25 protein-coding genes and 3 pseudogenes are annotated in these 26998 nt (G+C 73.8%); 20 read left to right on the forward strand and 8 right to left on the reverse strand.

The window, feature by feature from the left end:
- Positions 1 to 160: 160 nt before the first annotated feature.
- Entirely contained in the window at positions 161 to 3034 is a 2874-nt protein-coding gene (locus CLT74_RS09885; protein ID WP_099846277.1) for a LuxR family transcriptional regulator, read from the reverse strand.
- A 193-nt stretch (positions 3035 to 3227) separates the two neighbouring features.
- On the opposite strand from CLT74_RS09885, the pseudogene CLT74_RS31235 reads away from it, so the two are divergent.
- A pseudogene (locus CLT74_RS31235) lies at positions 3228 to 4412 on the forward strand (adenylate/guanylate cyclase domain-containing protein); the annotation flags it as partial.
- A gap of 612 nt (positions 4413 to 5024) precedes the next feature.
- Here CLT74_RS31235 and CLT74_RS30765 read toward each other — a convergent pair.
- Positions 5025 to 5591, reverse strand: a complete 567-nt coding sequence (locus CLT74_RS30765; protein ID WP_199172352.1) for a dienelactone hydrolase family protein — start codon at positions 5589 to 5591, stop codon at positions 5025 to 5027.
- A gap of 217 nt (positions 5592 to 5808) precedes the next feature.
- Positions 5809 to 6252: pseudogene (gene paaI, locus CLT74_RS09895) on the reverse strand (hydroxyphenylacetyl-CoA thioesterase PaaI); the annotation flags it as partial.
- A 193-nt stretch (positions 6253 to 6445) separates the two neighbouring features.
- Here paaI and CLT74_RS09900 point away from each other — a divergent pair.
- The gene (locus CLT74_RS09900; RefSeq protein ID WP_099846280.1) at positions 6446 to 7204 is read left to right on the forward strand and encodes a class I SAM-dependent methyltransferase; all 759 of its coding nucleotides are present in this window, start codon (positions 6446 to 6448) and stop codon (positions 7202 to 7204) included.
- A 117-nt stretch (positions 7205 to 7321) separates the two neighbouring features.
- On the forward strand, positions 7322 to 8029 hold the full coding sequence (locus CLT74_RS09905; RefSeq protein ID WP_486582198.1) for an MBL fold metallo-hydrolase: 708 nt from the start codon (positions 7322 to 7324) through the stop codon (positions 8027 to 8029).
- Positions 8030 to 8047: 18 nt separating this feature from the next.
- Here CLT74_RS09905 and CLT74_RS09910 read toward each other — a convergent pair.
- A pseudogene (locus CLT74_RS09910) lies at positions 8048 to 8382 on the reverse strand (hypothetical protein).
- 99 nt (positions 8383 to 8481) lie between these two features.
- Between CLT74_RS09910 and CLT74_RS09915 the strand changes: the two are divergent.
- Positions 8482 to 9132: a hypothetical protein gene (locus CLT74_RS09915; RefSeq protein WP_099846282.1), complete on the forward strand. Its 651-nt coding sequence runs from the start codon at positions 8482 to 8484 to the stop codon at positions 9130 to 9132.
- On the opposite strand, the gene CLT74_RS09920 is transcribed toward CLT74_RS09915, so the two are convergent.
- Positions 9112 to 10395: an MFS transporter gene (locus CLT74_RS09920; RefSeq protein WP_099846283.1), complete on the reverse strand. Its 1284-nt coding sequence runs from the start codon at positions 10393 to 10395 to the stop codon at positions 9112 to 9114. The genes CLT74_RS09915 and CLT74_RS09920 overlap by 21 nt on opposite strands.
- A gap of 127 nt (positions 10396 to 10522) precedes the next feature.
- On the opposite strand from CLT74_RS09920, the gene CLT74_RS09925 reads away from it, so the two are divergent.
- Positions 10523 to 11506 carry a LacI family DNA-binding transcriptional regulator gene (locus CLT74_RS09925; RefSeq protein ID WP_099846284.1) on the forward strand — a complete coding sequence of 328 codons (984 nt, stop codon included), beginning with the start codon at positions 10523 to 10525 and terminating at the stop codon, positions 11504 to 11506.
- A gap of 3 nt (positions 11507 to 11509) precedes the next feature.
- On the opposite strand, the gene CLT74_RS09930 is transcribed toward CLT74_RS09925, so the two are convergent.
- Positions 11510 to 12151: a TetR/AcrR family transcriptional regulator gene (locus CLT74_RS09930; protein WP_486582199.1), complete on the reverse strand. Its 642-nt coding sequence runs from the start codon at positions 12149 to 12151 to the stop codon at positions 11510 to 11512.
- Between the two features lie 69 nt (positions 12152 to 12220).
- Here CLT74_RS09930 and CLT74_RS09935 point away from each other — a divergent pair, with 69 nt between their 5' ends.
- Positions 12221 to 13378, forward strand: coding sequence for an FAD-dependent oxidoreductase (locus CLT74_RS09935; RefSeq protein WP_099851679.1), 1158 nt, complete (start codon positions 12221 to 12223; stop codon positions 13376 to 13378).
- A 40-nt stretch (positions 13379 to 13418) separates the two neighbouring features.
- Here the strand turns inward: CLT74_RS09935 and CLT74_RS09940 are convergent, their stop codons facing one another.
- The gene (locus tag CLT74_RS09940; protein WP_099846285.1) at positions 13419 to 13853 is read right to left on the reverse strand and encodes an NUDIX domain-containing protein; all 435 of its coding nucleotides are present in this window, start codon (positions 13851 to 13853) and stop codon (positions 13419 to 13421) included.
- 182 nt (positions 13854 to 14035) lie between these two features.
- Between CLT74_RS09940 and CLT74_RS09945 the strand changes: the two genes are divergently transcribed.
- The 6 genes from CLT74_RS09945 (at position 14036) to CLT74_RS09970 (ending at position 18326) form a co-directional block, all read left to right on the forward strand.
- Positions 14036 to 14842: an LppM family (lipo)protein gene (locus tag CLT74_RS09945; protein ID WP_199172155.1), complete on the forward strand. Its 807-nt coding sequence runs from the start codon at positions 14036 to 14038 to the stop codon at positions 14840 to 14842.
- Positions 14843 to 14927: 85 nt separating this feature from the next.
- On the forward strand, positions 14928 to 15263 hold the full coding sequence (locus tag CLT74_RS09950) for a hypothetical protein (RefSeq protein WP_099846286.1): 336 nt from the start codon (positions 14928 to 14930) through the stop codon (positions 15261 to 15263).
- A gap of 12 nt (positions 15264 to 15275) precedes the next feature.
- Complete coding sequence (locus CLT74_RS09955; RefSeq protein ID WP_099846287.1) at positions 15276 to 15884, forward strand: glycine zipper family protein; 609 nt, start codon at positions 15276 to 15278, stop codon at positions 15882 to 15884.
- Positions 15881 to 16570: a carboxypeptidase regulatory-like domain-containing protein gene (locus CLT74_RS09960; protein WP_099846288.1), complete on the forward strand. Its 690-nt coding sequence runs from the start codon at positions 15881 to 15883 to the stop codon at positions 16568 to 16570. Before CLT74_RS09955 ends, CLT74_RS09960 begins: the two co-directional genes overlap by 4 nt.
- 30 nt (positions 16571 to 16600) lie before the next feature.
- Positions 16601 to 17845 carry a phage tail sheath subtilisin-like domain-containing protein gene (locus CLT74_RS09965; RefSeq protein ID WP_099846289.1) on the forward strand — a complete coding sequence of 415 codons (1245 nt, stop codon included), beginning with the start codon at positions 16601 to 16603 and terminating at the stop codon, positions 17843 to 17845.
- Between the two features lies 1 nt (position 17846).
- Positions 17847 to 18326 carry a phage tail protein gene (locus CLT74_RS09970; RefSeq protein ID WP_093402636.1) on the forward strand — a complete coding sequence of 160 codons (480 nt, stop codon included), beginning with the start codon at positions 17847 to 17849 and terminating at the stop codon, positions 18324 to 18326.
- 268 nt (positions 18327 to 18594) lie between these two features.
- Here CLT74_RS09970 and CLT74_RS30185 read toward each other — a convergent pair whose 3' ends face one another.
- Complete coding sequence (locus CLT74_RS30185; RefSeq protein ID WP_158240234.1) at positions 18595 to 18924, reverse strand: hypothetical protein; 330 nt, start codon at positions 18922 to 18924, stop codon at positions 18595 to 18597.
- 477 nt (positions 18925 to 19401) lie between these two features.
- Between CLT74_RS30185 and CLT74_RS09980 the strand changes: the two genes are divergently transcribed.
- From CLT74_RS09980 to CLT74_RS10015, 8 genes are read left to right on the forward strand one after another with little or no spacing between them, the layout of a single operon-like run.
- Complete coding sequence (locus CLT74_RS09980) at positions 19402 to 19719, forward strand: hypothetical protein (protein ID WP_143697123.1); 318 nt, start codon at positions 19402 to 19404, stop codon at positions 19717 to 19719.
- Positions 19719 to 20480 (forward strand): CIS tube protein, encoded by a 762-nt coding sequence (locus tag CLT74_RS09985; protein WP_099846292.1) that lies wholly within the window; start codon positions 19719 to 19721, stop codon positions 20478 to 20480. Before CLT74_RS09980 ends, CLT74_RS09985 begins: the two co-directional genes overlap by 1 nt.
- On the forward strand, positions 20477 to 22072 hold the full coding sequence (locus CLT74_RS09990) for a phage baseplate assembly protein V (RefSeq protein WP_099846293.1): 1596 nt from the start codon (positions 20477 to 20479) through the stop codon (positions 22070 to 22072). The genes CLT74_RS09985 and CLT74_RS09990 overlap by 4 nt, the downstream gene beginning before the upstream one ends.
- On the forward strand, positions 22072 to 22410 hold the full coding sequence (locus tag CLT74_RS09995) for a hypothetical protein (RefSeq protein WP_099846294.1): 339 nt from the start codon (positions 22072 to 22074) through the stop codon (positions 22408 to 22410). Before CLT74_RS09990 ends, CLT74_RS09995 begins: the two co-directional genes overlap by 1 nt.
- A complete protein-coding gene (locus tag CLT74_RS10000; protein ID WP_099846295.1) occupies positions 22407 to 22874 on the forward strand; it encodes a GPW/gp25 family protein in 468 nt (155 codons plus the stop codon). Before CLT74_RS09995 ends, CLT74_RS10000 begins: the two co-directional genes overlap by 4 nt.
- The gene (locus CLT74_RS10005) at positions 22871 to 25468 is read left to right on the forward strand and encodes a putative baseplate assembly protein (RefSeq protein WP_099846296.1); all 2598 of its coding nucleotides are present in this window, start codon (positions 22871 to 22873) and stop codon (positions 25466 to 25468) included. Before CLT74_RS10000 ends, CLT74_RS10005 begins: the two co-directional genes overlap by 4 nt.
- On the forward strand, positions 25449 to 26054 hold the full coding sequence (locus CLT74_RS10010) for a phage tail protein (protein WP_099846297.1): 606 nt from the start codon (positions 25449 to 25451) through the stop codon (positions 26052 to 26054). Before CLT74_RS10005 ends, CLT74_RS10010 begins: the two co-directional genes overlap by 20 nt.
- Positions 26051 to 26974 (forward strand): hypothetical protein, encoded by a 924-nt coding sequence (locus CLT74_RS10015; protein WP_099846298.1) that lies wholly within the window; start codon positions 26051 to 26053, stop codon positions 26972 to 26974. The genes CLT74_RS10010 and CLT74_RS10015 overlap by 4 nt, the downstream gene beginning before the upstream one ends.
- Positions 26975 to 26998 lie beyond the last annotated feature (24 nt).

Below are 26998 nucleotides of genomic sequence, written 5' to 3' on the forward strand. Positions count from 1 at the left end.
GCCATGGCGCACCACAGCGCTGAACCTGATGATCCGCTCGCTGCGCTCGCTCATGTCCCCTCCAGGCTGCTCACCGACGTCGTCGTGCCCGTTGCGACGTCGGGGCCCAGCCTTTCAGGCGTCCGCTGCGCGGACATCAGTAGAACGACGTATCCGAAACCTACGCCCGACTACGCAGGAAGATGGCGCTCGCCTGGACCCGGGTACGTACCTGGAGCTTGTCGAAGATGTGCGAGACATGGACGCCGATGGTCCGTTCGCTGATGAACAGCCGTTGGCCGATCTCCTTGTTGGTCAGCCCCTCGGCCACCGCGGCCAGCACCTCACGCTCCCGGGCGGTGAGGGCGGCGAGTTCCGCACCGCCCGACTCGTCCGGCGTGGCCGTGCCGACCGCGCCGCGTTCCTCCAACGCGACCCGGGCCCGCCCGGCGAGCGTACGGATCTCGTCGGTCAACGGCACCGCGCCCAGCGACTGCGCCATCTGGTACGCCTGCCGCAGCAGCTTCCCGGCGGTGGCCGCCTTGCGCCGGCTGGCCAGCAGCGCCTCGGCCTGACGCAGCCGCGAGTACGCCGCCGGGTACGGGTGGTTACGGTGATCCCACTCCGCCGCCGCCCGCGCCCACAGCTCCGGATCCGCCCCGTCGAGCCGGCTCACCTCGGCGGCGCACAACGCCAGGTACCCGTCGATCACGTAGCGCACCGGTCGGGCCGCCCGCTCGCTGCGGGCCGCCACCCGGTCGGCGATGCCCCGCAGCCGGCGCACCGCGTTGTCGTCGACGGCGACGGTACGGCTGGCGTGCGCCTCCGCCTCGGCGCGCAGCCCGTGCCAGACCAGCACCGCGAGGATGACCAGGTCGTCCGAACGGGTCTCGGTCAGCCCTCGCTGCACGGCGTGCCGGGCCACGTCGTGCCGCCCCTGCCACATGGCCAGCCCGGCCCGCAGGGTGAGCAAGGGGATGACGTGCCGGGCGCCGCCGCCGGCCAGGATGGTCGCCACCGCGTCCAGATCCCGGTCGGCCGCCTCGACGTCGCCGTAGCCGACCGAGAGGCGACAGCGGGCCAGCAGCAGCTCGACGGCGTCCGCGCCGGAGGGACGGTGCCGCAGTGCCGAGGCGATCACCTTCTCCGCCTCGGCCCACTGCCCCACCCGGAACAGTCCATTCGTGGCGATGGCCAGCAACCGGGTCTCGTAGGACCGACCCAACCCCAGCTCGGCTACCCGCTCGGCGCCCCGGCGGGCGACCACCACCCCCTCCTCGAGGATGTTCAGCGGCCCGGTCAGCAGCTCGGCCAGGTGCAGGTAGGCCAGGGCCACGTCCTCCGGACGACCGGCCCGCTCCGCGGTGGCCAGCGCCCGCCGCAGCACCGCCAGGCCCGCCTCCGGATCCTGACGGTACGCCTCGGAGAAGCCGAGCGCGGCGCTGGCCAGCACCACCTCGGTGGTGGCCCCGTCCACCTGTTCGGCCAGTGCCAGCGCCTCCCGCGCCCGCTGGCCCGCCTCGGCGTACCGGCCGAGTTGCAGCAGCAGCTCCGCCCGCCGGGCGGCGGCGGTGGCCCGCTGCCCGGGCGTGCAGTCGGCGACGGCGAGGGCCTGCTCGTACTCCGCCTCGGCCAGCGCGGTACGACCGGCGGCGGCCAGGTAGCGGGCCCGCCGGATGTGCAGCTCGCAGGCCGGAATGTCGGTGTCGGCGCCGGCCAGCTCCTCCAGCAGGGTTAACGCGCGGGCGTACTCACCACAGTGGTGGGCCGCCTCGGCCGCCCGCCCCAGCAGGGCGGCTCGGTCGACCCCCGGCAGCCCTTCGGCCGACTGCACCGCCACCGACCAGTGCCGGTGCGCCTCGGCGTAGCCGTACAGTCGCTCCGCCTCCTCGGCGGCGGCCACCGCGGCTGGCAGCGCCCGCTCCGGCTCACCGGCCAGCCGCCAGTGATGCGCCAACCGGGCCTGGTGCAGCTCGGCCGGCGCCGTGGTCAGCGCCTCCGCGTAGCGACGGTGCAGCACCGCCCGCTCGGCGGGCAGCAGCTCATCCTCCAGCACCTCGGCGACGAGCCGGTGGCGCAGCCGGTACCCGTCGTCGGAGCCGACAAGCAACCGGTGGGCCACCGCCGCCCGGACCGCGTCGAGCAGATCCGGCTCCGGCAGCCCGACCACCTGGGCGAGCAGCCAGTGTTCCACCGGTTCGACTCCGGCGGCGACCGCGTGCACGGCCCGGTGGGCCGGTCGGGGCAGCGCGTCCACCCGGGCCAGGAAGACCTCGCGGAGGGTGTCGGAAAGCCCGTCGCGACCGTCGCGCAGCTCCCGGGAGAGTTCCTCGACCACGAACGGGTTGCCGCCGCTGCGCTGCCACAGCTGCTCCGCTGCCTCGGCGGTCAGCGGCCGACGCATCACCGCGGCGGCCAACTCCTCGGTGCCGGCCCGATCCAGCGGGGCCAGATCAAGCACCCGCACCGAGCGCAGCCGGCGCAGCTCGGTGAGCACCCGACGCAACGGATGCGCCCCCTGCAGCGACTCCGACCGCACCGCCGCCAGCACCGACAGTTGCAGGTCACCGAGGCCGGCGAGCAGGTAGAGCAGGAGTTGGCGGGTCGTCCGGTCGACCCACTGCAGGTCGTCCAGCACCAGCACCAGCGGTCGGCCGCCGGCGATCACGTTCAGCCCTCGGGAGACCCGTTCCAGCAACGCGCCCGCGCCGTCCGAGCCGGCCCGCTCCTCGGCGAAGACGCCGAGCAGCGCGCGGACGGAGGCCGTGGCGGACGGGGCGAGATCGGCGTCGAGGCGGCGCAGCGCCTGTCGCAGCGGGTGCAGCGGTGAGGCGTCGCCGATGTCCAGACAGGACCCGGTCAGCACCAGAGCACCCGCGTGACCCAGCCGGTCGCCGACCTCGCGCAGCAGCCGGGTCTTGCCCACGCCACTCTCGCCGGTCAGGAACACCGCCGCCGTCTGTCCCGGCGTCACATCGTCGAGCAGCGCGGAGCGTACCGTCGCCACCAGGGGGTCCCGACCCACGAGCGGTGTGGTGTCCACGTCGCTGGCCATGGCTCGCAGCCTAGTCACAGGTTCCGTCCCCGTTCTACATGCGCCTCGCGTCTGTCCCCCTCATCGCGTCGACATTGCGACCAAAGGTTGCGTCCGGCCGACATACGTCGTTCTGCAGATCCGCCGTCGGACCAGCGGTGACAGGCTCCGGACATCGTCGGCACGCACGGGGGGAGAGGCAGGTGCGATCTCCATGCCCAGTTCTGTTGTCGCTGGTCCGGTAGCTGTCAGGCGGTTGCGCTGGCCGGTGCCGGAGGAACGACGGACAGTCACGGTCCTCTTCGTCGACATCGTCGGGTCGACCCGGTTGGTCGACCGACTCGACCCGGAGGACGTGCGCGCCCTGCAACGGGCCTACTTCGGCGCCGTCGCCCGGGTACTGCGACGGTGGAACGGCGCGGTGGAGAAGTACGTCGGCGACGCCGTGATGGCTCTGTTCGGCGCACGCCGGGCGGACGGGTGGGACGCGTACCGGGCGGTGCGGGCCGGGCTGGAGATCCAGCGGGCGCTGGAGCGCTGTCCCCTGGTCCCGGCGCCGGGGCTGCGGGTCCGGGTCGGCGTGGCCACCGGCGAGGCCGTGGTCGACCTCGCGGCCAGCCACGACGGTGGGCACGGCATCGCCAGCGGTGCGGTCATCACCCTGGCCGCCCGGCTTCAGGAGCACGCCCCGCCCGGCGGGGTGGCGCTCTGTCCGGCCACGCACCGGGCCGTCGTGGGGCTCATCGCGCAGCGCGCGGTCCCGGCGGTGGCGGTCATCGGCAAGGCGCTGCCGGTCGACGTCTGGCACGCCACCGGCACCGAGCGGCCCCGGCCACGGCGGCACGACGGTCCGCTGCTCGGTCGCCGACGGGAACTGGCGGTTGCCCGGGAACACCTCGCCGAGGCGGTACGCGGGCGCGGCGGGCGGCGGGTGCTGCTCCTCGGGTCGCCCGGCAGCGGGCGCAGCCGACTGCTCGAGGAACTGGTCCGGACCACCCGGACGCTGGACGGGGTACCGGTGCGCTGGTGCCGCGCGGCCTGCCCGCCCTATCCGGAGGGCCCGCTGGAGCCTGCCGGTGACCTGGTGCGCGCCCTGGCCCAAGCCCGCGCCGACGACGACCCCGAGACGGTACGCCGCCGGCTCGCCGCCGCACTTACCGGTCTGGTGCCCGTCGAGCTGCTGACGCCCGCGCTGAACACTGTGGACGCGCTGCTCGGGGTGGCCGCCGACCCGCTACCGTTCCGAGCGGTGGCCTACTGGCGCGAGGTGCTGCTCAGCCTCGCCCGGCGGCAACCGGTGGTGGTCGCCGTCGACGACCTCGACCGTGCCGCGCCTGCCCTGCGCCGTCACCTGGCTACGCTCGTCGACCTGGCCGACGAGCGTGGCCTGCCGCTGGTGCTGGTCGGGACCGGCGCCCAGGAGCTGGACACTCCCGGTCGACAGGTGGCCCGGCTCCGCCTGTCGCCGCTCGACACCATCACCACCGGTCGGCTGCTGCGCCGGCTGCTGCGGCGGGCTGGTCAGCCCACCGGGTTGGCGGCCCGGCTGATCCCCCTGACCGGTGGCAACCCCGGACGGGCGGTGGCCTACGTACGGGCGCTCACCGGCAGCGACCGCGGCCAGCTGTCGGTACCGGAGTGTGTCCGGCGGATCGTCGAGGCCCGGCTGGACCGGCTCGACGGCGGTGCGCGCGCGGTCCTGATGGCTGCGGCGCTCGCGCCCGGCCGCACCCTGTCGGAGCTGGCCGACATCCTCGACTGGCCGCAGCACCGAGCCGCGGCCGAGCTGGCCACCCTGACCCGTGACGGCCTGCTCGTGGTTCTACCCGGCGGTGGTTACGACATCGCCGATCCGGTGGTCCGGCAGGTCGCCGACGCCCGGCTGCCCCGGGCGGTACGCGCCGTCTTCAGCCGGCGCATCGACCGCGTCCCCTCGACCACCGGGACGCACCCGCGCCGGGCGGCCCCGGCACGGCGGGTCTGCGTCGCAGCCCCCCGACCGCCGGTCGGCTCACCTGTGGCTCAGGAAGTCCAGCACCCGGTCCCAGGTCAGCCCGGCGGCAACCGGGTCGTGGTCGGCGACTGTCGGGTCGGTGAAGAGGTGCCCCGCCCCGGGATAACTGTGCACCACGAGGTCCGCTCCGGCCGCTGTCATCTCCCGCTGCCACCTGTCGACCTCGTCGGGCGGGTCGTAGGCATCCGGATCGGCCAGGTGCAGTTGTACCCGGAGGCCGCGACGCACCGCGGCGGGCGACCCTCCGGTGCCGTGCAACAGCAGCAGACCTGCGGTGTCGGGCCGCTCGGCCAGCATCGCGCCGGCCACCCCGGCGCCCATCGAGAACCCGGCGAGCACGGTGTCCGGCGGCAGCCCGTCGAGCGCCGCGCGGGCCCGGTCGAGAACGGTCTGCTGGCCGATCTGGTGCAGCAGGGCGAAGCCGTCGGTCACGGAGTCGACGGCGGGCACGCCGTACAGGTCGGGCGCGTGCACCCGGTGGCCGGCGCCGCGCAGCCGGTCGGCGGCCGCCAGCACCGCCGGCCGCAGTCCGTACACCGAGTGGAAGAGCACGACGTGTCCCATCGGGACATGGTGCCCGATGCCCGCGCCGACCACGGATCGACGCGCACGGGATCCGTCCCGGGCGACCGGATCGGTCGAGGCCGCCGGGGGCACCGGCCGTCGAGGTGGGACGACTGGATCAGCGGTGCCCGGTTCCGGGTCAGCGCCCCGGGCCGCCCGCTGGCGCGCGGTCCCGCTCCCCCGGTCCCGGTTCGCGGTCCGGGGCGGACACCGGACGCAGTGTCCGGCTCTGGCCACGGAACTCCGCGACCACCTCCCCGCCCTCCCGACTCACCGTGACGTCGTAGATGCCGCTGCGGCCGTACCGGGTGCGTTCGCTGGCCCGCGCGGTCAGCACGTCTCCCTGCCGGGCCGGGCGGACGAAGGTGATGTCGGCGCCGGCGGCGACGGTGGCCGGACCGTGGCTGTTGCAGGCCAGGGCGAAGGCGGTGTCGGCAAGCAGGAACACGAAGCCGCCGTGCGCGATGCGGTGACCGTTGACCATGCCCTCGGTGATCCGCATCCGGGCCACCGCACTGCCGTTGGCGGCGCTCACCAGCTCGATGCCGAGCCGGTTGGAGGCCACGTCGGCGTCGAACATCTCGTGCGCTGCGGTGCGCTGCGGGTCCACCCTGCTTCCCGTCCGTTCCGGCCGGGCGCGCCTCGCCCTCGCCACGGACATCATGGCACCGCCGGGCGGCGGGCGGTGGCGCAGGTCGCCATCGGCGAACGGGCGCGTACCGGTGCGCGCGACCGGGTCGGACCAGCTGTCCGGCCCGACCCGATCCGATCATCGCTCCGCAATTCTCGCGTAGTTGCAAAAGATTGGCAACAAGGCTGGACACGCGAGCCGAAGAGTAACTAGCGTGCTCCACATGAGTCCTTACATCAGCACCGCCGCAGCCTGGCAGGAAAGTTGGGACCGCCAGCAGGAGGCGTACCTGCCGGACCGCGAGCACCGGTTCGCCGCCATGCTCGACGCGGTCGACGCCGTCCGCGAGGCAACCCCGCCCCGGCTGCTCGACCTGGCCGGCGGCACCGGCACCATCTCGCTGCGTGCCCTGCACCGGTTCCCCGACGCCGAGGTCACCCTGGTCGACCTCGACCCGGCGCTGCTCGCCCTCGCCACCGCATCCCTCGGCGACCGGGCCACAGTCGTCACCGCCGACCTGAGCCGGCCGGACTGGACCACCGCCCTGCCGCACCGGCGTTACGACGCCGTGCTCACCGCCACCGCGCTGCACTGGTTGCCCGCGGACCGGTTGGGCACCCTCTACGCGGAGATCCGCGAGGTGCTCCGACCGGGCGGGCTGTTCATCAACGCCGACCACATGCCCGACGACGAACTGCCCGAGCTGACCAAGCGGCTGCTCGCCCGCGCCGAGGAACACCGGGCGGCCCGGCACGCCGCAGGCGCCGTCCTGTCCTGGTCACAGTGGTGGCAGCAGGCCGAGCAGGACCCGACGCTGGCTCCGCTGGTGCGGCAACGTCACGCCATCTACCCGTCCGGGCACAGCCCGGAATGGACGCCCCCGGCCTCGTGGCACCTCGCCGCCCTCAAGGAGGCCGGATTCACCGAGGTCGGCACCCTCTGGCGCGGCGGCGCCGACGCCGCAGTCGTCGCCGTCCACTGACCCCGTTCTCCGCGATCATGCAGTTGTGGTAGGCGATTCCTCCACGAATGCCAGTCCTGTCCAGTGCCAGAACTGCATGATCGGTGGAGCCGGGGCGGCGGGGGCTAGGGTGCGGTGGTGGTTGAGTGGGTGCATCTGGCGGGGCGGGTGTGGCTGTGTGCTGGGGACCCTGATCCGGAGTCGGTGCAGGCCGGGGTCGCGCTGATCGCCGACGAGCGGGGCAGCGTGCTTGTCGACGCGGGGCAGAGCCCGTCACACGCCCGCGAGATCCGGGCCGCGTTGCTCCCCGCCGGTCTGCCGCCACCCCGCTGGCTGGTCTACACCCACCACCACTGGGACCACGTCTGGGGCGCCTGTGCGTGGCCGGACGTGGAGATCGTCGGACACGTCAGCGGTGCGGACCTGCTGCGTGCCGAGGCGACCCGGCCGTGGAGCGTCCGCTACCTGCGCGAGGAGGTACGGCGCAACCGTCGGCTCGGGCCGAGCTTCCGGGCCCGCGCGCTCGCCGTCGACTCCTGGGACGAGCTGCGGGTGCTGCCGCCCACCCGCGTCTTCACCGACGAGGTGGAGCTGCCCACCGGCGTACTGGTGCGCCACGTGGGGGGCCGGCACGCCCCGGACTCCACGATCGTCGTGGTACCCGATTCGGGGGTCATGCTGCTCGGGGACAGCTGGTATCCACCGCCGGCGCACCTGCGTACGCCGACCGACGAACCCGACCTCGCGCTCGTCGGGCGGCTGCTCGACGACGACATCGGCTGGTACGTCTCCAGCCACAGCCCGCCGCTGACCCTCGACGAGGCCCGGGGAGCCATCGCCGGCTGAGCGGGGCTCCGGGCTGACTCAGCGGACGCGGCGCTCCGGGTGGGCCCGGTTCCAGGCCCGCATCCGATCCGGGTACCCGACCTTTGCGGCCTCGTACAGCGGGATGGCGTGTTTGCGAGCCAGCGCCCCGGCGGCGCGCGGCGTGCCGGTGCGGCGCCGGATCCACTCGCCGTCGTGGGCGATGGCCATCACCGTGGTGTCGGTGGCGGTCGTCTCCGGCTCCAGGTAGAACTCCACCCCCTGCCGGCTGGTGGCGAACCGCTCCAGCGCGGCGAGGTCCTCGGGGTGGCCTCGCGGTCGAGTTTCGTCGGGGTGCCCTGCGCGGCTCGTGACCGCCGGCTGAACCAGCCCATGCCCGGCTCCTCTCCTCGGCGTGGCTCCCAGTGCAGCACCGTCACCTGGCAGATCCCTGTGAACCGGGTGGGAAGTCCCCGGCACGGTATGCTGCCGCGATGATCCACTTGGCGGTCCGGGAGAACGCCGCCTGGTGTGACCTGGTCTGCGCCACGCACGGGCAGCCCGGCGTACGGGACGCCGACGCCTGGTCGATGCCGCGCCGCTCACCGCCGTTCCACCCGGACGCGGTGACCCTGCGGCCCGGCCTCGGCCCGGACCTGCTGCGGCGGATCGACGCCGGGCCGGGTGCGTCGGTCAAGGACAGCTACGCCGACCTGGACCTCGCCGGGCATGGCTTCGACGTGCTGTTCGAGGCGCGATGGGTGCACCGCCCACCCGGCGGTCCGGCCGGTCACGAGACCCTGGTGCCGGTCACCACGGTGGGCGACCTGACCGCGTGGGCGCACGCCCACGGTGGCGGTTCGATCTTCCGTCCCGGCCTGCTGACCGACCCCCGGGTACGGATCCTCGGCCTGCCCGACGGGCACGGCGGTTGGTCCGGCGGAGCGGTGCTGCACGACGACAGTGACGTGGTCGGTGTCAGCAACGTCTTCGCCCGCGACGCCCCGCCGGAGCAGGTGTGGGCCGGAGTGTGCGCGGCCGGCGCGGGTCGGCACCTCGTCGGCTACGAACAGGATGCCGACCTAGCGCCGGCCCGGCGGCACGGCTTCCGGACCATCGGCCCGTTACGCGTCTGGCTGCGCTGAGCCGGACCGCCCCGGGTCGCCGGTCGCGGGCGGACGGGCCGCGGGGACCAGTAGCAGGGTCGGCAGCAGCAGCAGCGGTACGACAAGCAGCGCCTTCAGCGTGCCCACCTGGTCACCGAGCAGGCCCAGCAGCGGCGGCCCGGCCAGGAACGCGGTGTAACCGATCACCGCGACCACGCTGACCCGGACGTGCGCGTGCTCCTCCTCGTCGGCGGCGGCGCTCATCCCCACCGGGAAGCCCAACGAGGCACCGATGCCCCACAGCGCGACCCCGACCACCGCGACCGGACCGGAGCCGGCGAGCACCGCCAGACCGGCGCCGACGACGGCGAGCAGGATGGTCGTGGTCAGCACCGGCCCCCGCCCCCAGCGGTCCAGGGCCACGGTGCCGGCGGTACGGCCCAGCGTCATGCCCACCACGAAGACGCCGAAGACCGCCGCGCCGGCAGCCTCGCTGAAGCCGTAGCCGTCGATGAAGGCCACCGCGAGCCAGTCGTTGGCGCTGCCCTCGGCGAACGCCGCCGCCAGCACCAGCAGGCCGATGAGCAGGGTGCGCGGCTCCCGCCAGGCCGCCAGCAGCCGACTGCGACGCCCGGCCGGCGTACCCGCCGCCGCCGGCTCGGCGGGCAGGAACGCGCGCGCCCCGAGCAGGGTGCCACCGAGCACCACGGCGGCCAGCACACCGAGATGCGCGGCAACCGGGACGCCCAGTCGAGCGGCCCCCGCGCCGAGACCGGCGCCGGCCACCGAGCCGAGGCTCCAGGCGGCGTGGAAACGCGGCATCACGGTCCAGCCGAGTCGCCGCTCGACCGCCGCGCCCTCGATGTTCATCGCGACGTCGCAACTGCCGGAGCCGTAGCCGAGCGCGAACAGGCCCACCGCCACCCCGGGCAGCGACCCGGCCACGCCGGCCGAGATGCCGGCGATGGTCAGCCCGAGCGCGACGAGCAGGGTGGACGCCGCCACCGCGCGGGCCGCGCCGAGGCGCTGGGTGACCAGGCCGGCGGTGGGCATGGCCAGGATCGCCCCGGCCGACATGGCGAGCAGGAGCAGGCCGAGGCGGCCCGGGGTCAGGCCGAGTCCGTCGCGGATCGCCGGCACCCGGGCGAACCAGGTGGCGACGGCCAGTCCGTTGAGCGCGAACACGACAGCCACACCGTTACGGGCGGCCAGCACGGCCCGGGACGGGCCGGGGCTGGTCGGCGGGGTGACAGGGGTGGTGACGGCGGGGTCCACGTACGTACCGGTCCTCTCCTCGGGCATTACGACGATCACACACCTGGGAGCGCTACCACCACAATCCACCTCCGGTCCTTACCAGCAGCCACCACACCGGGCATGATGCTGGTGAGCCCCACGCGGGCGACGAGGAACAACGGGGAGAACGTTCATGACGACGGCAGCGCGCCGCCCGGCCACCCTGGACGACGTGGCCCGGGCCGCCGGGGTGTCCCGCTCGACGGCGTCGCGGGTACTGGCGGGCACCGGCTTCGCCTCACCGACCGCCCGCGAGCGGGTACGCACCGCTGTCAACCTGCTCGGCTACGTGCCGAACGCGGCGGCTCGTGCCCTGGTGCACGGTTCCGGGGTACGGCTGCTGGTGGCGGTGGCGGGCACCGGCCCGGCCGTCCTCGACGACCCCTACGTCGACCAGGCGGTCGCCGCGGTGGCGCGGGCCTGCGCGCCGCACGGTCTGGGTGTCGCGGTGCAGTGGGTGCCGTTGGACGCACCGGAACGCCTGACCCGGTTGACCGACGACCGGGGCGTGGCGGGCCTGGTGCTGCTCAACACGACCACCGCCCTGCTGGATCTGGTGCCCCGGCGGCTGAATGGCCGGACCGTGTCGATCGGGATCGGTTCGGCCACGGTGCCGTCGGTGGACATCGACAACGGTGGCGGCACCTCGGCGATCGTCCGTCATCTGTACGAAGCTGGGCGTCGACGGATCGCCATGGTGACCGGTCCCCGCTGGCTGGCCTGCGCGAACCGCTCGGTGCGGGCGTACCGGAGGCTGCTGCACGACGCCGGCCTGCCGGCTCGGGAGGTGGTCGGCGACTTCAGCGCGGCCCGTGGCCACGCCGCCGCCCGGGAGGTGCTGCGACGATGGCCGGACACCGACGCGATCGTCGGCATCAGCGACGCGACCGCGTTGGGGGTGATCGGCCGGCTGCGGGCCGACGGCATCCGGGTGCCCGAGGATGTCGCCGTGACCGGATTCGACGACATCCCGCTGGCCGCGACGGTGGCGCTGACCACGGCCAGCCACCCGGTACGGCAGATCATCAGCACGGCCGCGACGATGGTGCTGGAGGAACGCGCGGCGCCGACGACGACCGTCTTCCCGTCGACGCTGGTGCTGCGCGACAGCGCCTGAGCCCTACCCGGTCGTCGCTCGGCCGACGAGGGCACGCAGCAGGTCACGTACCGCGTCGGTGAGGTCGGCGCGGCTGGCCGGGGTGCCGGGTGGCGGTGCGCTGAGCGCACCGGCCCCGACGAGCCTGTCGAACAGCAGACCGTCGACGAAGGCGACGAACCGGTGCCCCCGGCGGCGGGGATCCGGGGCACCGGCGCGGGTGAGCAGATCCTCGGCCTGCGCCCGGAGCACCGCGCCGTGTTCCAGGATCCCGCGCAGCTGTGGTCGGTGCACCGCCTCCAGCAGGCAGGCGTACCGGGCCAGGGTGCGCGCCCGGGCGGTGGAGAGCCAGTGGTCGAGCACACCGGCGATACCGGCGGCGAGCCGGTCGAGGTCCTCCGGTGACAACGACGGCCCCGGTGGGACCGACGGCGTCCCGCTCGGTAGCTCGTGTCCGGTGAGGTCGGCGCGGTCCAGGTCCGCGAGGCGCTGCACCACCGCCTCGATCAGTGCCTGCCGGGTGCGCAGGTACGCCGACGTGGTTCCCGGCGGCATGCCGGCCCGGGCGTCCACCGCCCGGTGGGTGAGACCCCGCATGCCGCTCTCCGCGATCAGCGCGATGGCGGCGTCGGCCAGTACGGCAATCCGTTTCGCCCGCCCACTCAACCGGCTCCCCCACTCTCGTGTTCTACGGATGTAGTATGCACTTCTACAGGCGTAGAAGGGGTGGTTGCCGTGGCGGAGAGGCGAGCGGTCGTGGCCGGGGCGGGCATCGGCGGGCTGGCCGCCGCCCTCGCACTGCATCGCCGGGGTTGGCGGGTCACCGTGCTGGAGCGCGCCCCGGAGCCACGCGAGGTGGGCGCGGGCATCACTCTGATGGCGAACGCGGTACGCGGGCTGGATGCCCTCGGCCTCGGCGGCGAGGTGCGCCGGCTGGGGCGCGACGGTGCCACCGGCGGGCTACGCGCCTGGAACGGGCGCTGGCTGTCCCGGGTGGACGCCGCCGAGTTGGAGCGCGTGCTCGGCACCACGGCACTCGGCGTACACCGGGGCGCCCTGCACCGGATGCTGCGCGAGGCACTGCCGGCCGGGGCGCTCCGGACCGGCTGCGAGGTACGCGACGCCGATCCGACAAGCGGCACCGTGCACTACCACCGCGACGGCCAGCCGGCCGAGGTACCCGCCGATCTGGTGGTCGGCGCCGACGGCTTGCGCAGCGCGCTGCGTACCCGGCTCTGGCCGGACACCCCGCCACCGGCGTACGCCGGCTCCACCGCCTGGCGCGCCGCGATCACCTTCGACGAGCCGGTCCCCGCGGCGGTCAGCTGGGGGCCCGGCAGCGAGTTCGGCACTGTCCCACTCGGCGACGGGCAGGTCTACTGGTACGCCGCGATCACCGCCCCGCCCGGCGGGCACGCCGCCGACGATCTGGCCGACGTACGCGAACGCTTCCGCCACTGGCACGATCCGGTACCGGCACTGCTCGCCGCCACCCGACCCGACGAGGTGCTGCGCAACGACCTGTACCACCTGGCCACGCCGCTGCCCCGCTACGTGCGCGGCCGGGTGGCGCTGCTCGGTGACGCGGCGCACGCCATGACCCCCCACCTGGGGCAGGGCGCCTGTCAGGCGATCGAGGACGCGGTCACCCTGGGCGCGGTGGCCGGTCCGACGGTCGACGTGCCGGCGGCACTTGACGCGTACGACCGGCTGCGCCGGCCCCGCACCCAGGCCATCGCCCGCGCGGCCTCCCGCACCGCCCGGTTCGGGCAGGAGCTGCGACACCCGGCGGCCATCGCGGTACGCAACACGATGCTGCGCCTGACGCCGAGCCGGACGGCGCTACGGGGCATGGCCCGCCACGCCGACTGGCATCCGCCCCGGCCCACCTGACGCCGAACCTGACGCCACCCGAACCGGTGCCGCGGGCCGTTCAGTCGGTCGCGGCCAGTGCGGTGAGTCGGGCGTGTTCCGGCGAGCCCAGGAAGCGGGCCAGCACCTCCCGGGTACCCGGGGTGTACGGGCGTTCGTCGAGGATCTCGGCGGCGGACAGGAAGACCAGGGCGGCTCCCTCGCCGAGCACCACGTCCCGCTGTCCCGCCCGGGTTGCCGCACAGAAGTAGTGCTTGACGCGTCCGTGCTCGGGGACTTCCTGACGGGCGAAAGCCAGCAGCGTGCCGTCCGTCGGCCGCAGCCCGGTCTCCTCACGCAGCTCACGCAGCGCGGTCTGCTCGGGGGTCTCCCCCGGCTCCGCGTGCCCGCCCGGCAGTCCCCAGACGTCCGGGTGATACCGGGCGTGGGAATCGCGCAGCTGCATCAGCAGCCGCCCGTGCCGGTCCACCAACAGCACGCAGGAGACGGACACCATGACGGGCAGCCTATCCACGGCCACCCCGCCCGGCCGACCACAATTGCGGCCAACCTTTCAGAATATCTATTTTCCCGGTTCGCTACCTCGGCCGAATGTGACGGGGTCCCGGTAAGATCGGCGACTGGCATGTGACTGATCGCTGACTGATGACTCGGCCGGCGAGAGCACACACTGAGCCCATGAATTCGCGGCTCCGGCGCATCAGGACACTCCGCGGCGCGGTGTGTCTCGTGCTGCTGGCGGCCCTTTCCGGCTGCATGCAACTCAATGCCGGGCTGACCGTCAACGCCGACGACACGGTCAGCGGCCAACTTCTCGTCACCGCCGAGCGGAAGGTCCTGACCGCCAACAACAGGCCGGTCGATGCGGGCTTCGCGGAGCTCCGGCAGAACCTCCCGGCGCTGCCGGCCGGACCCGAGACCCGGTACGAGGACGCCACCCACTTCGGTTCCCTGATCAACTATCGAAACGTGCCGCTGAACCAATTCGCCAGCGAAAGTCTGAGCATCGTCCGCACCGATGACCGGTACGTGTTCACCCTTCCGCTTGACCCGAAGAAGTACGGCGGAAAAGTGGCCGAACAGCATCCGCAGAATCAAGAACTGTTCATGTTGTTGATGTCGTTCGAGATCGCCGTGACGTTCCCCGGCCGCGTCCTGGACGCCAGTACCGGCGGTCAGGTCAACGACCGGACGGTCACCTGGCGGGTCAAGCCCAACGAGCAGAAACCCGGCGAACTGCGCGCCGTCGCCGAGGCTCCGCCCCGACCGTCAAACGCGGCCGACACGGACTCCGACGGCGGGTTCCCCTGGCTGCTGATCGTCGCCGGCACGATGGCACTGCTGCTCGTCGCGGTGCTGGTGGCGGTCCTGCTCCGCCGCTCCCGCACCGGCGGGACACCGCCCGAGAACGCCACACCCACGGCCGGCGGACCCACACCGGTGCCGCCGGCCGCCACGAATCCCGGCTCGCCGGACGCCGGCTGACCGCCGGCCGACCGCCCGCCCACCGCGGACGGTCCGCTCACCCACACCCCACCCCGCAGTACGTAGCACCGAAGGGGGATCGGCGATGAACGATCTCTTCACCTGGGCGGCCCTCGGCAGTCTCACCGGAGCCAGCGCCGCGACGCTGCTCGCCACGAACGTCATCGGCGGACTCATCGGCCCGAGCGCCGACAAGGCCCGCAAGTGGATCGCGCTGGGCATCGCGCTCGCGCTGTCGTACCTCACCGCGGCCTTCGCCACCGAGGCGGGCGCCGAGAAGTGGATCATCGCGTTCTTCAACGGCCTGGTCATCTTCTCCGCCGCGCTCGGCGTCAACCAGCTGCCCCCCGGCAACCGGCAGGCGACGCCGGTCCAACTGGCGCAGGGCAACGAGCCCCGCTTCATCCGCTCCTGGGCCTGAGAGGAGCCGGACATGATCTTCGGAATCCTCAGCGCCGTCGCGCACGTCGCCGCGGGCGCCGTGTTCGGCCAGCTGGTCGGCGGCGGCGTCGGTCTGCTCATCGGCGCGGGCGTCGGTCTGCTCGTCGGCGCGGCCTTCGGCTGGGCGGTCGCCGCGGCCGAGGTGTACGCGGTCAGCCCGCGCGGCGTGTTCCTCTTCGTCGTCGACCACACCTGGAGCCTGCTGAACACTCTCGTCGGCGCGATCTACCTGGCTGTGCACCTGGTGTTCGGCCACTCGCTGGACCGCGCCACCTCCCGGCACAGCTGTCGGGTGAACGTGGTCGAAGGGGTCTCCCCGCGCTACGCCACGACGCTCGGCACGGTCTGCGCCGGCTCCGGCCCCGGCATCCAGCGGCACGAGGACGTGCACATCTTCCAGGCCCGGCTGCTCGGCCCGCTCTACATCCCGCTTGTCGTGGCGAACTACGTGCTGTTCACCATCGCGCCGGTCTGGCTGCTGTACCACGACCACGCCGGCGCGCCGATCAACCGCTTCACCCGGTACTTCGAGATCGGCGTCTACCCGCACGTGTGGAACGAGGCCATCGCGTACCGGATCCAGGGGACGCCGCCGCGATGAGCGACGACGGCCCGATCTCCGCCGCCACCGACGAGTTGGCGACGTGGCTGGCCGGGGCGGTGGGTGACGCCGTCCCGGTCGGCCCGCCCCGGCCCGACGCCGACCCTGGCCGGTTGGCCCTGTGGCCGCTGGAGATCCGGCCGGCCCGGCAGACCCGGGGCAGCGGCGGCCCCGAACCGTACCGGCTCACGGTGCGCTACCTGCTGGCCGCCGGCGGCCCGGAGTCCCTGGCTGCGCTGGACCGGGTGCTCGTCGCGGCCACCGGCACGGCCGGACACACGCTGGTGCTGGAAGCCGGGGATCCCGCCCTGTGGGCGGCCTTCGGGGCACCGCCCCGGCCGGCGTTGCTCATCGACGTGCCGGTGCAGGTGACTCACCCGACCCAGCCGGCCGCGCCGGTGCTCCGACCGTTGCGGCTGCGGCAGCTGGAGATGCTGACCTTCGACGGGCGCGTCGTCGGCCCGGCCGAGCAACCCCTCGCCGCGATGCGGGTCGAGGTCGTCGGTCAGCCGTACGCGACGCACACCGACCCGGCGGGCCGCTTCCGGGTCGTCGGCGTACCCCACGACCCGGAGCGTCCGGCACCGGTCCGGCTCCGGCTCACCGGCCGGGGCCAGGTGCTCAACGCCGAGGTCGACCCCACCGAAACCGACATCGTCATCGTCTGCGCGCCGCCGACCCACTGACCCGCTGACCCGACCAGTACGGGAGGACCGATGCCCACCTACTTCTCGCCCGGCATCTACGTCGAGGAGGTGCCCAGTGGTGCCCGGCCGATCGGACCGGTCGGCACCAGCACGGCGGCCTTCGTCGGCGTCGCGCCGGACCGCACCGCCCATCTGGGCGAGGCCCTCGCGGTGAACAACTGGACCGACTTCCTCCGCCTGTACGCCGACGGCGACCAGTTGGAGAGCACGCCGCTGGCCCGGGCCGTCTTCGGCTTCCTGGACAACGGCGGCACCCGCTGCTGGGTGGTGAACGTCGGTGAGGGCGGCGCTGTCTCCGGCACCGGCCGCAAGCGTGCCGGCCTGGACCTGCTGGAGGCGGTCGACGAGGTCTCCATCCTGGCCGCTCCCGGATTCCACGACCCGGTCTCGCACGAGGCGCTGCTGAGCATGGCCGAGCGCACCCGCACCATGGTGGCCATCTGCGACCCGGCACCCGACATCGACGACGTGTCCACCCTGACCCGGGTCGCCACCCCCGGTTCCGGCCGACCGGCGAAGCCGAGCGACACCGCCGGGTCGGACACCGCATCCGGCGGCGAGGGCGGAGCGAGCGGGAGCGGTCCGGTGGCGCACCGCCCCCGGCAGTCGGACTTCGGCGCCCTCTACTACCCGTGGCTGCGGGTCCGCGACCCGCTCAGTGGCGAGCTGGTGCTCACCCCGCCGAGCGGGCACGTCGCGGGCATCTGGGCCCGTACCGACGCCCTGCGCGGAGTGCACAAGGCACCCGCCAACGAGCCGGTACGCGGTGCTGTCGACCTGGGCCACCTGGTCACCCGCGCCGAGCACGACGTACTCAACCCCAAGGGCGTCAACGTCATCCGCTACTTCCCCGGCGAGGGCATCCGGGTCTGGGGCGCGCGTACCCTCGCCGCCGAGGCCAGCGAGTGGCGTTACCTCAACGTCCGGCGGCTCTCCATCGCCATCGAGCAGGCCATCGCCAACGGCACCCGCTGGATGGTGTTCGAGCCGAACGACTACACGCTGTGGCGGTCCATCCGGCGGGACATCGGTGCCTTCCTCACTCGGGTGTGGCGTGACGGGGCGCTGCTGGGACGCACTCCCGAGGAGGCGTTCTTCGTCAAGTGCGACGAGGAGACCAACCCGGCCGACGTCCGCGACGCCGGCATGGTGGTCGCCCACATCGGCATCGCCGTGGTCAAGCCGGCGGAGTTCGTGGTGTTCAAGCTGAGCCAGTGGGCCGGCGGCACCGAAACCGAGACGATTGGAGGCTGACATGCCGACCACGGCGACGCCGCAGCCGGGCACCCCGGTCGACCCCTACCGGGCCTACAACTTCAAGCTGCTTGTCAACGGGGTGACCAACGGCCACTTCACCGAGGTCAGCGGCCTGGAGGTGAACATTCCGGCGGTCCCGTACCGGGAGCAGGGCAACGACCGCATCCGGATGGTCCCCGGTCAGGTCGAGTACGGGCCGGTCACCCTGCACTTCGGCCTCACCGCGTCCCGGGAGTTGTGGGACTGGGTGCACGCGGTCGCGCGGGGCACGGTCAGCCGGCGCAACGTCTCGGTGGTGCTGCTCGACGCCGCCGGCACGGCGGAGGTGCTGCGCTGGAACCTGATCAACGCGTGGCCGACCAACTGGCGCGGCGCCCACCTGAACACGCTCGGTCAGGAGATCGCCATCGCGGCGCTGACGCTGCGCTACGAGAGCCTGGAACTGGAGGCCGGTGGTGCCGCGCCGACGCCCGCGTAGCTGGCTTGCCGACCGCCTCCGGTCCGCAGCGGCTGCCGTGGACCGGCTCGCCGGTGCGGTCGACTCCCCCGCTCCCCGACCACCTGCCGGATCGCCCGCGACGCCGGACCGGGCCACGGGCGCGACGCCGGACCGGACGCCGGGCGGGAGGCCGCCTGCGGTCGAGGGTGCCGTCGTAACAGTCGCCGAGGAGCCGGACGATCGACGTCGGCGACCGGGGCAGCCGCCCGACCACTGGTTGCGGGTCGTCACCACGCACGCCCCCGGCCTACTGCGAGACCTGGCCCTCGACCCGCCGGTTGACGACGTTTCCGCGCCGGCCGGGGCGTACCACCATGAGCCGGACCGCCGCGAACCGGACGGCGACGGCCGCCCGGAGGCGTATCCCGCCGGCCCATCGGACCGGGGCGAGGCGGACCGGCCGGGGCGTCGGCCGACGACGTCGGCCCGCCGCCAGGCTCACCGACCCGGCGCGACGGGTGGTGGCGCACCGGCCGCCGGGCCGGACCCGCAGTCGACCCGGTACGCCCCGACGCCCGGGCCGCCGCCCGCCACCCGCTCCCCCACGTCCTTTGCTCTGCTTCAACCCACGCATCACCCGACGTCCGGTATCCGGACATCGACAGGTGCGCCGATTGAAGCAGAGCGACCGGCCGGTCCGGGGACGGCCAATCCGGGCGGTGTCCTTCACCGGTGGCGGCGTAGGACGCTGCGGGCACCGGAGGCGGCGGCGCCAACCGTCACCGATGCCCACGACGGGACCGGGTCGGGGCCGGGTCTGCGCCCGGCCACACCGCAACGGGGACCGGCGGGGACGGGACGGGGCACGGCCTGGATGCGCGTCCTCCCCGTACCGCCCGGAGCAGCTCCGGCAACTGCCGGACCGCCGCTCCCGCACAGCCCGGCCCTGCGGCACACCGCCCCGGCGGGCCAGCCCACCGACGTGGCCGGCCCGCCTACGCCCGGACGGGACCGGTGGGGAGCCGGGACGCGGCCGGGACATCCGGGAGCCCTCTCCCCCGGAGCCGTAGCGGAGCACCGCCCGGTACTCCGGCTGGTGGCGGAGGACCAGCGGATGGCCGACACCCGTCCGTCGAGTGGGCACGGCGGGGCAGAAGGTCGGATCCAACCCGGCACCGGAGGCTGGTTGCCCGCCGGTCCGGCCACCCGCGATGGGCGCTGGCCCGGCAGCGGGCTCCCGACCGGCGACGGACGGTGGCGGGTGGGCGCGGACCTCCGCTGGCCGGAGCTGGAGTCGCCGCAGGGGCGGCACACCGGAGCCGACCGCTGGCCGGCCCTCCCTGACGACCGGGCCCTGTGGTCGGTGCCCGAGCCGGCCGGCGGTGACGAGCACCGGACGCGGCGGCTCGACGGTGAACAGGCAGGTGACTGATGCAACGGGTGGCCTTCCTCATCGACACAGGCGAACGGATCGACTGTCTGCTCAACCCGGAGACCGTGCAGGTGACCCGTCTCGCCGGAGTGCGTCAGCGGGGTGGCTCGGACGGCCAGCTCACCGGCGCCGGGCTGGCCGACGACCCGCTGCTGTTCACCGGGGGTGGACGCACCGAACTCGTGCTGGACCTGCTCTTCGACATCGACTTCGCCGAGGGCCAGGTCCGTCCCACAGACGTCCGGGCGCTCACCCGGCCACTGTGGATGCTGGCGGAGAACTCGGCTGTGGAACACGGTTGGCTACGCCCCCCGTTGGTGCGGATGGTGTGGGGCAAGACCTGGAACGTGCCCGGGGTGATCGTCGCCGTGGCGGAACGTTTCGACGCGTTCACGGCCACCGGCTCCCCGCGCCGCTCCTGGCTGCGGCTCAAGCTGGTCCGGGTGGCGGAGGACGCCCGCCACGCCGAGGAGGGCTTCGCCGAGGAACTGTCCGCCGCGCAGACCCCCACCGTCGCCCCGGGCACGGCCGTGGTGGCCGCGGGCGACGGCACCGCCGCCGCCGACACCTCGGGCGTACGCTTCGATCTGCTCGCCCACGACGCCCTGGGCTCTCCCCTGCGCTGGCGGTTGCTCGCCGAGCACAACCGGATCACCGACCCGTTGGCCGTGCCCGCCGGCACCGCTCTCGCCGTACCGCCGCTACCCGGCACCGGGCCGGCGGCCACAGCGTCCGCCGCCGCACCCGGGACCGGGTCGTGACCGCCGCCGCGCCCCGGGCGCTGACCGTGCTGCTCGACGGCAGATCACTGCCCGACACGGTGAGCGGCCGGGTCACCTCGGTACGGGTGGCCGCCCGCCTGAACCGGCCCACCCAGTGCGAGGTGACGCTGCGCACCAGCCCCGGCACCGCCGCGCTGACCGGGCCGGTGCAGGTCGGCGCGAGACTGGACGTCCGCCTCGACGGCCACCCGGAGGGGCTGTTCACCGGGGAGGTCACCGCCTTCGAGGTCGAGTACGCCGCCGACGGCACGGCCACGCTGCGGGTGCGCGGATACGACCTGCTGCACCGGCTGCGCAAGCGGCAACGGATCCGGGTCTTCGAGTCGGTCACCGCCGCCGAGCTGGCCACGGAACTCTGCGCCGACCTCGGCCTGCGCGTCGAGGCGGAGGCCGACGGGCCGCAACTGGACCGGCTGCCGCACCACCGGCCCAGCGACCTGGACCTGCTGGTCGAGGTGTCCGGACGGGCCGGGCTGCACCTGAGCCTCGACGGCGACGTGCTGCGCCTGGTCACGCTTGACGGCCACGGCGCGGCGATCCCCCTGGAGTTGGGCCGCGACGTGCACGGCCTGCGGTTGTCGGTGAACGCCGACAGCGCCGCCGGGGAGAGCACGGCACTCGGCTGGCATCCACAGCGGGCCGAGCCGATCGCCCAGAGCGTCGGCACCCCCCGCTGCGGGCGCCGCACCCCGGCCGATCCCGATCCCGCCGACGTCGGCGCGGACGGCACCCGTACCGCACTGGACCAGCCGGGGCGCAGCGACGACGAGATCGCCGCGCTGGCCCAGGCCCGGCTCGACACCCGGGCCGCCGCCCTGGTCACCGCCGACGGTACGGCCGAGGGCAGTCCCGCGCTGCGGCCCGGCCGGCGAATCCGGCTGACCGGGGTGGCCGAGCCGGTGGCCGGCACGTACGTGCTGACGGAGGTGGTGCACACCGTCGACGCGAACGGTCACCTGAGCCGCTTCTCCACCGTGCCGCCGCCGGCGCCGCGCACCGGTTCACCGGCACCCGCGGTGGTCACCCTCGGCACCGTCACCGACGTGACCGACCCGGACGGTCTGGGCCGGGTGCGGGTGGAACTGCCCGCGTACGGCGGGGCGGACGCCGGCTGGCTGGCGGTGCTGTGCCCGGGAGCCGGCCGGGGCAAAGGGCTGGTGGCGCTCCCCGATCCGCAGGACAGCGTGCTGGTGGCGCTGCCCGGTGGTGAGCCGGCCTCGGGTGTGGTGCTCGGTTCGCTGTTCGGCACCGTCGAGCCGTACGACACCGGCATCGACGACGGGCGGGCCCGGCGCTGGTCGCTGCGCACCGCCGGTGGTCAGCAGGTGGTGGTCGACGACGTGGCGCGCAGCCTGCGGCTGAGCACCGAGGCCGGTAGCTGGTTGGAACTGACCCCGCACCTGGCCACCCTGCACGCCGCGACCGATCTGGTGCTCTCCGCGCCGGGTCGGGCCATGGTCGTCCGCGCCCGCAGCGTCGACTTCCTGCACGCCGAGACCGTCGAGGACCCGGAGACCGCGGCCGAGCGGGCCCGCGTGCTCGCCCGCGCCCACCACGAAGGAGGCAGCTGATGCGCTGGATCCACCGCGACTCGGTGATCAGGTGCAGCCACGACGGCCGGGTCCGCAACCGGGCGTCCCAGCAGTGGGTCACGGTGGCGGGCGTACCGGTGCTGGTGGCCGACGACCCGAAGGGCCGGGACATCGTCGCCTGCCCGAACTACGGCACCACGGTCAAGCCGTGCACCGGCACGGAGGCGGTGCGGGCCGGCTACAGCGACTGGGTACGCGTGGGTGGCCGACGGATCGTGCTGTCGCACCTGTCCGGCTTCACCAACGGCAGCCCACCGGGCCAGTTCACCTACCGGGTACGCGATCCCCGGCAGCGTTTCGTGGGGGCCGACCGGTGAGGGCGATCCGGTTCGTCGGCGCCGGCTTCGACCTGGGTCAGGGCGGCGGGCTCGGGTTGACCGCGGCCGGCGGCCTGGCGATGACCGACGGCGACGAGACGGTACGCCAGGCGTTGTTCCTGCTGCTGTCCACCACGCCGGGCGAGCGGCTGATGCGACCCGGGTACGGCTCACGCCTGCACCGGCTGGTCTTCGCGCCGAACGACGACACCACCGCCGGACTGGCCATCCACTATGTCCGCGCGGCCATCGCGCGCTGGGAACCTCGGGTGGACGTGCTCGACGTCGACGCCGGACCGGATCCGGACGACCCGTGGCGTCTGGTGATCCGGCTGGACTACCGGATCCGGGCCAGCCTCACCCCCGGTCAGCTGGTCTTCTCGGTCGACCTGCTGCCCGCCGACGACGACCCGCCCGCCCGGCCGACGACCGGTTCCGACGCCGACACCGAGGAGGCACGATGACGCTGCCCGTGCCGCATCTGGACGATCGGAGCTTCCTCGACCTGGTCACCGAGGCCCGGGACCGGATCCGGCAGTCCTGCCCGGGGTGGACCGACCTGTCCGCGCACGACCCCGGTGTCGCGCTGCTCGAGGCGTTCGCGCACCTCACCGAGGTGATGATCTACCGGCTGAACCAGTTGCCGGAGAAGGCGTACGTCTCCTTTCTCAACCTGCTCGGGGTGACCCGGCACCCACCGGCGGCGGCCTGGGCGGACGTCCGGTTCACCCGCACCGGCACCGACGAGGCCCCGCTGCGGATCCCCGTCGGCACCCGGGTGGCCGCCGCCCGGGGGGCCGACCCACGGCCGGTGGTCTTCGTCACCTGCGAGCCGGTGCTACTCGCCGCCGGGCAGCGCGAGGTGACCGTCCGGATGCACCACTGCGAGCCGGTGGAGGCGGAGCTGCTGGGTGTGGGTACCGGGCAGCCGGGGCAGGTGCTGCGCGCCGGCCGTGCCCCGTTGGCGCGGACCGCCGAACCGCTGGACCTGCTGCTCGGTGTCGAGGTGCCGGCCGGCTCGGTGGAATTGGGTGCCGCGGCCCGGGAACACGACGGGCGCACCTTCGAGATCTGGCGGGCGGTGGACAGCTTCGCCGGTCTCGGTCCGCAGGACAAGGCGTACCTGGTGGACAGGTGCTCCGGCACGGTGACCTTCGCACCGGCGCTGGACCTGCGGGCCGCCGACGGCGGGACGCTCATCTTCGGCGACGGCGCGGTCGCGGCGGTGCCACCGGCCGGGCGGCAGGTTCGGCTGTGGTACCGCGCGGGCGGTGGACCGGCCGGCAACGTGGCCGCCGGCACCCTGACCAGCCTGCGTGACCCGCTGCCGGGGGTGAAGGTGGTGAACCCCCTGCCGGCGGCCGGTGGGCGGGAGATCGAGGCCATGGAGTCGGTGCTGCTGCGCGGGCCTTACGCCTTCTTCGCCCAGCAGCGCGCGGTCACCGCCCGGGACTTCGAGGTGCTGGCCACCGCCTCCGGCGGGGTGACCCGGGCCCGCGCCTTCACCCGGGCCGCCGTGTACAGCTTCGCCCGCCCCGGCGAGGTGGAGGTGGTGCTGGTGCCGTACGTGCCGGACGAGGCGCGGCCGGGCGGTCGGCTGCCGGTGACGGTGCTCCGCGACCACGAGGTGGAGGAGGTGCGGTTGCGGGTCGAGGCGGATCTGGAGCGTCGCCGTTCGCTGGGCACCACCTGCCGGGCCACCTGGGCGCGGTACAAGGCGGTGTCGATCCGGGCCCGGGTGGTGGTCCGCCGGGAGGAGGACGTCGACGCGGTACGCCGACGTATCCACGACCGTCTGCACCAGACGCTCAGCCCGCTGCCGACCACGCTCAACCCGACCGGCTGGGCGTTCGGCGAACCGCTGCGGGCGTCCAATGTGTACCGTCTGCTGGAGCACGCCGAGCCGGGGGTGCGCTACGTCGAGTCGGTACGGTTCGAGGTCGACGAGGCACCGGACAAGCAGGTGCGTACTCTCGCCGCCGACCAGTACCAGCCCCGCACCTGGTACGCCGGCAGCGGGTCGGTGCTGTTCCGCTCCACGAACGCGGGGGCCGGTTGGGAGCCGGCGGGACGCTTCGACGGGGAGACCGTGCAGCGGGTGGTGCCGGCGCCCGCGCCGGTGCGACCGGGCATCGTGCCCCGGGCCGGTTCGCTGGCGGTGGCGACGGTTCGCAGCGGCGGCGGTTCCCGGGTGCACCTGAGCACCGACCTCGGTGAGACATGGTCACTGGTGGCGGACCTGGACTCGCGGATCGGCGACCTGGCCTGGATCGACCGGGACGGCGCCGGAGCGCTGCTGGTCGCCACCGACACCGGCCTGTACGAGGTGTCCCTGCTGCCGGGCGCGGTGCCGTTGCAGATCCTTGTCGATCCGGCCGACGCGGACCGGGGCTTCTACGCGGTGCGGGCGTTCGTCTCCGAGCGCGGCGCGGCCGGGGTGGCGGTGGCCGCCCAGGCCGGTTTCGGGGTGTACCTGTCCAACAACGCCGGCCGACCCGGCAGCTTCAGCCACATCGGTCTGGCAAACGTCGACAACCGGGTCCTCGCCGTGCAGTACGACGGGCCGGCCACCCTGCTGTGGAGCGGCGCCGGTGAACCGGACCCGAACAAACCCGGCCAGGGCTGCTTCCGGGCCCGGCTGTTCGAATCCGACGTGAAGTGGCAGGCCGTGTCGGCGGGCTGGCTCGGCGGCACCTGCCGGGACCTCGCCTTCAGCGGTTCGCTCGCGCTGGCCGCGACGCAGAGCGGCGGGGTGCTCCGGCTGGACACCCTCGCCGCGCAACCGCAGTGGACGTCGGTGTCGGTCAACTGCGGGCTGCCGCTGCGCGACCGGACCCGGTTCATGCCGGTGGACGCGGTCGCCGCCACCGGCACGACGGAACGCCTGGTGCTGGCCGGCGGGGAACGCGGCGTGCACCGCAGCGACCAGGCGGTGGAGTGGTCGGCGAGTGCCAACCAGTCCACCGCCGACGTGGTGACCGTCCCGGACACCTGGCTGCTCTGCTCCGGCGAGCACGACATCGAGGTGGTGCGGCAGGATGCGACGAGCGGCAATTGAGCGGCTGCTGCCCGCGGCATACCAGCGGGCGGCCGTGCCGGGCAGCGTGCTGTGGGCGCTGCTGGACGTGATGGAGGCGTTGCACGCCCCGGACGAGGCGGTGCTGGCCGAGGTCGACGCGCTCTTCGCGCCGTACCAGGCACCGGCCCCGATGGTGGCGTACCTGGCCCGGTGGGTGGCTATGGATCACCTGGTCAGCGCGCCCCGGCGGGACGTCCCCCTGCCGCTGCCGCTGAACCGGCTGCGCGATCTGGTGGCGCACGGTGCCGCGCTGGCCGCCTGGCGGGGCACGCCTGACGGCCTGCGGACCGCCCTGGAGCTGGCCACCGGGGTCACCGGGTTCGTCCTCGACGAACCGACCGAACGGCCCTTCCACCTGGTCGTCCGGGTGCCCACGGAGGCCGCCGGCCAGGTGGCCCTGATCGACCGGATCGTGGCGGCGGAGAAGCCGGCCGCCGTCACCGCCGAGATCACGGTCGAGGACCTGCCGTCCGGGCGGGCGGTCGGCCGGGCCAGCGTGCCGTCCCCCACCGTCGCCCCGCCAGCTCCCGCTTCCCCCGTTCCCGCTCCCGAGGAGCCGTCATGACCACCGAATGGACAGTCGTCGCCGCCGCCGAGCAGTTCACCCTGGACGTCCGAAACGCCGGTGAGCTGACCTTCACCGTCTCCAACCCGGGCGTCGCACCGGACACCGTGGTGTTCGACGTGGCGCCCGGCGAGGGCACCCAACGGTCGTGGTTCACCGTCACCGAGCCGCAGCGGGTGGTGCCGGGTCAGGGTTCGGTGTCGTTCCTGGTCCGGCTGGCCGTCCCGGCGGGCACGCCGCCTCGGCGCTACGACATGACCGGGTTCGCGTACTCGGCGAACACCGCGCCGGAGGAGAGTTCCCGCTCCAGCGGCCGGGTCACCTACGAGGTGCGCGCGGTGGCGCCGCCGAAGCGTACGCCGTGGCCCTGGATCGCCGCTGCGGCGGCGCTGGTGCTCGTCGTGTCGGCGGTGGTGGTGTTCCTGGTGGCCCGCGACGACGAGCCGCCACCACAGGCGCGGGTGGTGACAGTCGAGGCGGAGACGCTCGTGACCGGGGCCCGGGTCGAGTCGCCGTCGGGTTCCGGGGCCACCGTGATGGTGCAGCAGAACTGCTGCGAGGTGACCTGGTCGCAGGACGCCCAGCTGTTCTTCCTCGGCCGCGCGGTCAACGACCGGGTGACCGTGACGGTGGAGCTGCCCGCCGAGGCGACCTGGCAGTTCTCCGCCGTGCTGACCACCTCGTTCGACTACGCCAACACCGTCTTCCTGATCGACGGCCGACAGGTCGGCGACGCGTTCATCGGGTTCACCCCGAAGGTGCAGATCACCGACTGGGTCGACGTGGGTCGGGTGCGGCTCGGCCCCGGGACACATGAGATCACCCTGGTCGCGATCGGCAAGACACAGAGCACGAACCGCTACTTCGCCGGCGTCGACATGCTCCGGTTCACCGAGGTCGCCTCGGACGATCAGCGGTGACCGACATGAGCGAGCGGCAGCGAG

The organism is Verrucosispora sp. CNZ293, assembly GCF_002754655.1.